We start from the raw sequence: 8,337 nt of genomic DNA, 5'->3' as shown, positions 1-8,337 counted from the left end.
GGATGACGCTTCCGCTGATCATGAACCGGAAGTACAAAAACACCTACTCAGTCCTGCGGGTGCGTCTCCCCCGCGAAGGCGGCGGCGAGCCGCAGCCAGGGAGCTGCCTCGGCCTCACGCCCCTGCCGCTGCAGCGTGCGGCCCAGCATCAGGTGCGCGTAGTGCTCGACCGGGTCGCGCTCCACGATCAGGCGCAACTGCTCCTCGGCGCGGCCGAGCTGGGCGGAGTGGTAGTAGGCGCGGGCGAGCAGGAGGCGCGGCGCGACCTGCTCGGGCACCTCGTCGACCACGGTCGTGAGCAGCCGGGCCGCCTCGGTGTACTCCTTGGCCTCGAAGTAGAGCTGGGCCCGCGCCCAGCGCTCCGCCGTGCTCTCCTCGTGGAAGGCGTACGACTCCCGGGTGTCGACGGTGTTCACGCGAGCTCCTCTCCGGGTGCGGTGTGCGGCATACGGCCGGCCGGCTCCAGTCCGAACCGGCCCCGCTCGAAGTCCTCGACGGCCTGCATGACCTCGGCCTTGGTGTTCATGACGAACGGGCCGAAGTGCGCGACCGGTTCGCGGATCGGACGGCCGCCCAGGATCAGGACGTCCAGGGCGGGGGTGCGGCTGTCGGGATGGTCGGTGGCCTCGAGGGTCAGGGTGTCGCCGGCGCCGAACACGGCCAGTTGGTGCGCGTCCAGGAGGCGTCGCTCGGCACCCGCGGTGCCGCGTCCGGACAGCACGTAGGCCAGGGCGTTGAAGTCGCCCCGCCAGGGCAGGACCAGCCGCGCACCGGGGCTGACGGTGGCGTGGACCAGCGTGATCGGGGTGAAGGTGCTTCCCGGCCCGGCGTGGCCCGCGACGTCACCGGCGATGACCCGGAGGAGGGCTCCTCCGTCCGGCGAGGACAGCAGCGCCGATTCGGGGCCCTCGATGCTCTGGTAGCGGGGCGCGTTCCACTTGTTCGCCCGCGGCAGGTTCACCCACAGCTGGATGCCGTGGAAGAGCCCGCCGGAGACGACCAGTTCCTCGGGCGGCGCCTCGATGTGGAGGATGCCGCTGCCGGCCGTCATCCACTGCGTGGCGCCGTCGGTGATCGTCCCTCCGCCGCCGTGCGAGTCCTGGTGCTCCATGCGGCCGTCGATCATGTAGGTGACGGTCTCGAAGCCGCGGTGCGGGTGCCACGCGGTGCCCTTGGGCTCGCCCGGCGCGTACTCGACCTCACCCATCTGGTCCATGTGGATGAAGGGGTCGAGCTCCCGCATCGGCACCCCGGCGAAGGCGCGGTACACCGGAAAGCCCTCGCCCTCGAAGCCCTGCGGGGCGGAGGTCACCCGGCGGACGGGGCGCTGCTGCGCGGCCACCGGGTCGGGCTCGGCGACACGGGGCAGCAGCAGGGTGTTCTCCACGGTCACGGCAGGCATGACGCCCTCCTCGGCAGTCTCCGCGGGGCCCGTCCGGACCCCGCGACCGATTCAACATTCAACCAACTGGGGGCATTCCGGCCCCGCTGTTCCTGCTGTACCGCCGCCCCTGCCGTTCGCCTCCGATCCCCGGGCGCCCGGCGCCCGGCGGAGGCTCAGAAGCCGAAACGCGGGCGCTCGCCCTCCGGGACCAGGTCCACGTACTCGGGGTGCTTGCCGATCCATCCCCGGATGAACGGGCAGAAGGGCAGCACCGCGAGCTTCCGCTCACGGGCCGCGTCCAGCGCGGCCCTGGCGAGGGCCCCGCCGAGGCCGCGACCACCGAAACGGGGGTCCACCTCGGTGTGGATGAACGCGATCTGGTCCCGGTAGAGGTGGTACTCGGCGAAGCCGGCCACCTCCTCGGCGCCGCCCTCCTCCGCCGCGTCGAAGATCTCGAAGCGGGACTTGCCGGGATTGTCCGCGACGCGCAGTGCCATCGTCTCTCCTATTCGGGCCGCAGTGCGGCCAGTTGCTGCTCGAAGGGAACGACCGTATCCGGCGCGGCCGCCGGTGCCGAGGGGCGTGTCACCAGCAGCGCCGCCAGTTCGCCCGCGGCGCGGGCGATACGGTTGGGCAGGGTGTCGGTGAGCGCGTCGCCGCTGCCGCCCCAGTCCTCCGACGCCGCGTAGACGGCGGTCGGCACGACCACGGCCCGCAGGAACGCGAACAGCGGCCGCAGGGCGTGCTCCAGCGCCAGCGAGTGCCGCGCCGTGCCGCCGGTGGCGGCGATCAGCACGGGCTTGCCGGACAGCGCGTCGTTGTCGATCACGTCGAAGAACGACTTGAACAGTCCGCTGTACGAGGCGGAGAAGACCGGCGTCACGGCGATCAGGCCGTCCGCCTCGGTCACCGCCGCGACGGCCTCCGCCAGGGGGCGGGCGGGGAAACCGGTGACCAGGTTGTTGGCGATGTCCACCGCCAGGTCCCGCAGCTCGACCACCCTCACCTCGACCGTGCGGCCGCCGTCCGCGACGGCCAGCCGTACGGCCTCGGCCAGCCGGTCACCGAGCAGCCGCGTGGACGACGGCGTGCTCAGCCCCGCCGAGACCACCACCAGCCTCAAAGGTGCGACGGTCACTTCACGACCTCCTTCTCGTCCCGGTCCCCCGCGGCCCGCGCCTCGCGGCCCGCGAGCAGCGAGGCGTGCGTCGGCGCCTCCGGCACGCCCGCCGGGCGGCCCTTGGTGAACTCCTTCCGCAGCACCGGCACGACCTCCTCGCCGAGCAGGTCGAGCTGCTCCAGCACCGTCTTCAGCGGCAGCCCCGCATGGTCCATCAGGAACAACTGGCGCTGGTAGTCGCCCGCGTACTCCCGGAAGCTCAGCGTCTTCTCGATCACCTGCTGCGGCGAACCCACCGTCAACGGGGTCTGCTCGGTGAACTCCTCCAGCGACGGGCCGTGTCCGTACACCGGCGCGTTGTCGAAGTACGGCCGGAACTCCCGCACCGCGTCCTGCGAGTTCCTCCGCATGAACACCTGCCCACCGAGCCCCACGATCGCCTGCTCCGGCGTGCCGTGGCCGTAGTGCGCGAAGCGCGTCCGGTACAACTCGACCATCCGCTTGGTGTGATCCGACGGCCAGAAGATGTTGTTGTGGAAGAAGCCGTCACCGTAGTAGGCCGCCTGCTCGGCGATCTCCGGCGAGCGGATGGAGCCGTGCCACACGAAGGGCGGCACGCCGTCCAGCGGCCGCGGCGTCGAGGTGAACCCCTGCAGCGGGCTGCGGAAACGGCCCGCCCAGTCCACCACGTCCTCACGCCACAACCGGTGCAGCAGCGCGTAGTTCTCGACTGCCAGCGGGATGCCCTGCCGGATGTCCTGCCCGAACCACGGATACACCGGCCCGGTGTTGCCGCGGCCCATCATCACGTCGACCCGGCCCCCGGCCAGGTGCTGCAGCATCGCGAAGTCCTCGGCGATCTTCACCGGGTCGTTCGTGGTGATCAGCGTCGTCGACGTGGAGAGGATCAGCCGCTTTGTGCGGGCGGCTATCCACCCCAGCATCGTCGTCGGAGACGACGGCACGAACGGCGGATTGTGGTGCTCACCGGTCGCGAAGACATCCAGCCCCACCTCCTCCGCCTTGAGCGCGATCGCCGTCATCGCCTTGATCCGCTCATGCTCCGTCGGCGTCCTGCCGGTCGTGGGGTCCATGGTCACGTCACCCACGGTGAAGATCCCGAACTGCACCGGCTTCACTCTCCTCCGTCGTCCCGATGTTTGTTGATTATTCAACCACCATCCCCAACAGGATGGCCACCCGGGGTATTCCTGCTGGTGCGGCAGCCGGCGGAGCCTCGGCACGGCCGGCCCCGCGGACGTGCGGATCGTCCGGGTCCCGACCCGGCGCCGGCAGCCCGGCCGACCGGGGGAACGCCACGCCGCGGGCATCCGCCGGGGCGCGGTTCGCGGGGCCGTCCGCCCATCGCCGCCGCGCCGCGAACGCGGCCTGCCGGGCGGCAGGGCGTGCCCTGCACGCGCGTCACCGCCTCCTGCGGGAGACGCGGGGCGGTGGGTGAGGACGCGGACGGTCGACCTTGACATCCTCGCCGCTGAAGGACGGCGATTCCCGCCCACCGCGCCGTCTGCGTATTCCGCGTGCATGTCCGCGTGGCCTTCTTCGCCGACCGGCACCTGACACGCCGCGAAGAGATCATCGAGCCGTGCGCGAGGACTTCGAGGCCGAACCGGCGAGTTCCACCGTGAGGCCAACCGCGTCCACCTCCTGATCGACCTCCCGCCGAAGGCCGCCGTGTCCATGCTGGTGAACTCCCTCAGAGGCGTCTCCTCGCGCAGACTCCGCCAGGAGTTCCCGACCCGGCCCCACTACTGGCGGGCACATCGCCTGTGGTCCGGCTCGTACTTCGCCGGATCGGTCGACGGCGCGCGCTCAGCATCGTGAAGCAGTGCATCGAACAGCAGAACCAGTCCCTCTGGCCCGGGCTGGAGTGAACAGTGCCCATCCGTGCACACAGCCGAGGTCAGAACAGGCCAAGATCCGGTTCACCACCGGGCTGAAGCCCGGTGCACTGCGAACAGGCCCGGTAGTAGCGGACCGCTCGAGGGAAAGGTGAATTTCGTTCACTAGCGGGTGAAAAGCGGCTTTGTTACTGGATCGGAACACCTCCGGCAGAGCACTCTCAGGGGCGCCGACCCGGCGCACGCCGTCGCGTGCGCCGCGCCGGGCTGCACGACGCTCCCCGCCAGCCTCCGAGCCGAGGTCCGTTCCCGACATATGAGCCACGTGATGCTTCCCCCGAAGCCCGCCGCCCTCGACGCGCGTTCCGCCTCGGGCCTCGTCCGGCAGTGGCGCAGGGCCGTGGAGCCGCAGGCGCTCGCGGCGGCGTACGACGCGCTGGCCGGGGCGGGACCGCTCGTGCCGACGCCGTGGGGCGCGTTCCTGGTCACGGGCTACGAGGAGTGCCGCCAGGTGCTGACCGGGCGTGAATGGCTCACTCTGGGGGCGCGATGGCGCGACGCCCACCGCCCCGGGTGGCGTCGGAGCGCGAGCACCGTCGGGCTGTGCGAGACCCCGCTGCAGCAGGATCCGCCGGAGCACACCGCGCGGCGACGGCCGCTCAACGCTGTGCTGGCTCCCCGGTTGGTGCGGGATGCGGCGGAGCGGCTCGTGGAGCCGCTCACCGATATCCGGGTACGGCGGTACGCCGCCGCCGTACGCCGCGAAGGCGCCGTCGACGTCGTCGCCCGGCTCTGCCGGCCGCTGCCCACCGCGGTCCTCGCGGAGATGACCGGGCTGCCCCGGTGGATCGACCGCGGGTGGCTCGCCGCCGAGAGCGCCGCCATGGTGCGGGTGGAGGAGCTCGCCGCGCCGCCCAGCGTCGTACGGCGGGCGGACGCGGCCGCGTCGGCCCTGCTCGAGGTGTACGACCGCGCGCTGGCCGAGCGCCTGCGGCACCCGGCGGGGGACCTGCTCTCGCGGTGGGCCGCCGAGGACCCGGCGGGGGCCCGCTACCTGCTGCTGACGCTGTTCTCCGCGGGCGTGCCCACCACGGCCGCGCTGCTGGCCGCCACGGCTCTGGCGCTGACCACCGACCCCGCGCTCGCCGAGAGGATCCGCCAGGACCCCGGGTTCGCGGGACCGCTCACGGACGAGCTGCTGCGCTGGGACCCGCCGGGACGGGTGGTGACCCGCGTGGCGGGCGCGGACACCGGGCTGGGCAGCAGCCCGGTGCCTGCCGGACGGGTCGTCCACGCGCTCATCGGCGCCGCCCACCGCGACCCGGCGCGCTTCCCCGCCCCGCACGTCTTCGACCCGGACAGGCCGGCGCAGCGGCTGCTCGCCTTCGGCGGCGGCCTGCACTACTGCCTCGGGTCCCATCTGGCCCGCGCGCAGGCCCTCGCGTTCGCCCGGGCCTTCGCCCGCGAGCTGCCCGGCGCCCGGGCCGCCGCCCCACCGGTGCGGCACGCCGGGCCGAGCATGGCCGACATCGCCCGGCTGACCATCCACTCGCCCCTCACCCAAGGGAGACCGCAGGCCAGTGACCGAGATCCAGGACGCCACGGACGCGTTCCGCAAGGACCTGTCGTCGTCGACCTTCGTGCGGGCCATGGAGGAGACGGGCGTGCGGCCCTTCTACCGCACCATGCACATGACGGGCGACGGTGAAGCCGTCGTCGAGGGCCGGGACGTCGTCATGGCGGGCTGCAACGACTACCTGGGGCTGTCCACGGACCCCCGGGTGACGGCGGCCGCCGCCGAGGCGCTGACCCGCCACGGCGCGTCCTGCTCGGGCGCGCGCACCCTCAACGGCACCACGCCCCTGCACGGCGAACTGGAGGAGCGGATCGCGGACTACCTGGACACCGAGGCGGCCGCCGTGGTCACCACCGGCTTCCAGGCGAACCTGGCGCTCGCGGCCCTGTTCGGCCGCGGCGACATCGTCTTCAGCGACATGGCCAACCACGCCTCGCTGGTCGACGGCATCCGGCTCGGCGCGGCCCGCCGCGTGCTGTACCCGCACTCGGACATTGCGCGGCTGGACACGCTGCTGGAGCAGGCCACCGCCGCGGAACCGACCGCGGGCAAGGTGCTCGTCACCGACGGGATGTTCTCCATGGACGGCGACCTGTGCCGGCTCCCCGGGCTGACCGAACTCGCCGCCCGGCACAGCGCACGCCTGGTCGTGGACGGCGCCCATGACATCGGGCTGCTGGGGCCGGGCGGACGCGGGGTGGCCGAGCACTTCGGCCTGATGGACAGGGTCGACCTGTTCACCGGCACCCTGTCCAAGTGCTTCGGCTCCACCGGGGGGTTCCTCGCCGGGCCCGCGCACGTCATCGACTACCTGCGCTACAGCGCCCGTTCCATCCTCTTCTCCGCGTCCATGCCGCCCGCCGCCCTCGCCGCGGGGATCACCGCGCTCGGCATCGCGGCGGCCGAGCCCTGGCGGCGCCGGCGCGTGCTGGCGCTCGCGGAGGAGCTGCGGGAGGGACTGCGCGCGCTCGGCTACGACACGGGGGACTCGGTCACCCCGGTCGTCCCCGTCCTCATCGGGGACGCCGCCGACTGCGCCCTGATGTGGCAGGCCCTGTTCGACGGGGGCGTGTTCACCAACGCCGTCGGGGCCCCCGCCGTCCCCGAGGGCCGCTGCGTGATCCGGGTGACCGTGCAGGCCACCCACTCCGACGCCCACCTGCGGCGGATTCTGGACGCCTTCGCCGCCGCCGGCCGCCGGACGGGCCTCGTCCCGGGTCTGCCCGGCCAGGCGGTGGCCCGGTGAACGCGGTCACCGTCACCTCCGTCGAGGGCCGCGCCGCCACGACGGACTTCATCCGGCTGCCGTACGCGGTCTACCGCGACGACCCGCGCTGGGTCGCCCCGCTGGAGCGCGAGATGCGCACCTTCCTCGACCCGCGCCGCAACCCGTTCTTCGACACGGCCGAGGCGCGGCTCTTCCTCGCCCACCGGGGAGGCCGGCCCGTCGGCCGGATCGCGGCCGTCGCCGATCCGCGCTTCCAGGAGCGGCACGACGGCAAGTGCGGACACTTCGGGCTCTTCGAGTGCGACGACGACCTCGGTGCCGCCGGGGCGCTCTTCGACGCGGTGGCCGCCTGGCTGGCCGAGCGGGGGCTGACCCGGATGCTGGGTCCGCTCAGCTTCTCCGTCAACGACGAGTGCGGGGTGCTGGTGGACGGATTCGACGGGCCGCCGAGCGTGGGCATGCCGTACAACCCGCCGTACTACGACCGGCTGCTGACCGGCTGCGGCTTCGGCAAGGCGAAGGACCTGCTGTCCTGGCTGGTGCCGATGCCCCCGGACGGCGAGCCGCCCGCCGCGATCGCCCGGGTCGCCGCACGCACCCTGGCCGACCCGGCCGTGCGGGTACGGCCGCTCGACCCGGACCGCTACGAGGCCGAGATGGCCCTCGTCAAGGACATCTACAACGACGCCTGGGCCGAGAACTACGCATCCGTCCCGCTGACCGACGCCGAGTTCCTGCACATGGCCGCGCAACTGAAGTCGGTCATCCATCCGCACCTGGTGCGGATCGCCGAGGTGGACGGCGAGCCGGTCGCCTTCACGCTGTGGGTGCCCGACGTCAACCAGGCGCTGCGCGCCGCCCGGGGCAGGCTCACCACCTGGGGGCTGCCGATCGGCATGCTGCGGATCAGCCGGGCGATGGCGGGCATCACCCGCGTCAGGGGCGGCACGTCGGGTGTGCGGAAGGAGCACCGCGGCCGCGGGCTGATGGCGGTGCTGCTCGCCGACGCGCAGCGCGCCGCCTTCCGGCTCGGCTACACCGAGACCGACCTGTCCTGGATCCTGGAGGACAACCGGGGCTCCAACCGGCACGCGCAGGCCATGGGCGGGGGGCGCTTCAGAACGCACCGGCTGTACGAGCGCGACAGCGGCGGCCTGCGGTGAGGTACCT

Annotated in this window: 8 protein-coding genes and 1 pseudogene; 4 read left to right on the top strand and 5 right to left on the bottom strand. The window is 72.7% G+C overall.

The genetic code is table 11. The features are described 5' to 3' along the window. Positions 1–47: 47 nt before the first annotated feature. The 5 genes from AC3ET4_RS26145 to AC3ET4_RS26125 all read right to left on the bottom strand — a co-directional run bounded on the left by AC3ET4_RS26145 (position 48) and on the right by AC3ET4_RS26125 (position 3,634). On the bottom strand, positions 48–416 hold the full coding sequence (locus tag AC3ET4_RS26145; RefSeq protein WP_431953541.1) for a tetratricopeptide repeat protein: 369 nt from the start codon (positions 414–416) through the stop codon (positions 48–50). Further along, positions 413–1,402: a pirin family protein gene (locus AC3ET4_RS26140; protein WP_431953539.1), complete on the bottom strand. Its 990-nt coding sequence runs from the start codon at positions 1,400–1,402 to the stop codon at positions 413–415. Before AC3ET4_RS26140 ends, AC3ET4_RS26145 begins: the two co-directional genes overlap by 4 nt. A gap of 155 nt (positions 1,403–1,557) precedes the next feature. Beyond that, positions 1,558–1,881 (bottom strand): GNAT family N-acetyltransferase, encoded by a 324-nt coding sequence (locus AC3ET4_RS26135; RefSeq protein ID WP_431953537.1) that lies wholly within the window; start codon positions 1,879–1,881, stop codon positions 1,558–1,560. Positions 1,882–1,889: 8 nt separating this feature from the next. Beyond that, on the bottom strand, positions 1,890–2,522 hold the full coding sequence (locus AC3ET4_RS26130; RefSeq protein ID WP_431953535.1) for an FMN reductase: 633 nt from the start codon (positions 2,520–2,522) through the stop codon (positions 1,890–1,892). After that, a complete protein-coding gene (locus AC3ET4_RS26125) occupies positions 2,519–3,634 on the bottom strand; it encodes an LLM class flavin-dependent oxidoreductase (RefSeq protein WP_431953533.1) in 1,116 nt (371 codons plus the stop codon). The genes AC3ET4_RS26130 and AC3ET4_RS26125 overlap by 4 nt, the downstream gene beginning before the upstream one ends. A 375-nt stretch (positions 3,635–4,009) precedes the next feature. On the opposite strand from AC3ET4_RS26125, the pseudogene tnpA reads away from it, so the two are divergent. The 4 genes and pseudogenes from tnpA (at position 4,010) to AC3ET4_RS26105 (ending at position 8,330) form a co-directional block, all read left to right on the top strand. Then, a pseudogene (gene tnpA / locus AC3ET4_RS26120) lies at positions 4,010–4,396 on the top strand (IS200/IS605 family transposase). Between the two features lie 295 nt (positions 4,397–4,691). After that, the gene (locus AC3ET4_RS26115; RefSeq protein ID WP_431953531.1) at positions 4,692–6,071 is read left to right on the top strand and encodes a cytochrome P450; all 1,380 of its coding nucleotides are present in this window, start codon (positions 4,692–4,694) and stop codon (positions 6,069–6,071) included. Beyond that, on the top strand, positions 5,953–7,185 hold the full coding sequence (locus tag AC3ET4_RS26110; protein ID WP_431953545.1) for an aminotransferase class I/II-fold pyridoxal phosphate-dependent enzyme: 1,233 nt from the start codon (positions 5,953–5,955) through the stop codon (positions 7,183–7,185). Before AC3ET4_RS26115 ends, AC3ET4_RS26110 begins: the two co-directional genes overlap by 119 nt. Further along, the gene (locus AC3ET4_RS26105) at positions 7,182–8,330 is read left to right on the top strand and encodes a GNAT family N-acetyltransferase (RefSeq protein ID WP_431953529.1); all 1,149 of its coding nucleotides are present in this window, start codon (positions 7,182–7,184) and stop codon (positions 8,328–8,330) included. Before AC3ET4_RS26110 ends, AC3ET4_RS26105 begins: the two co-directional genes overlap by 4 nt. The last annotated feature ends 7 nt before the right edge of the window (positions 8,331–8,337 follow it).

Source organism: Actinacidiphila sp. bgisy167 (assembly GCF_057707665.1).
The sequence above is the reverse complement of the archived record's forward strand: the minus strand, read 5'-3'. Positions and strand labels throughout refer to the sequence as shown.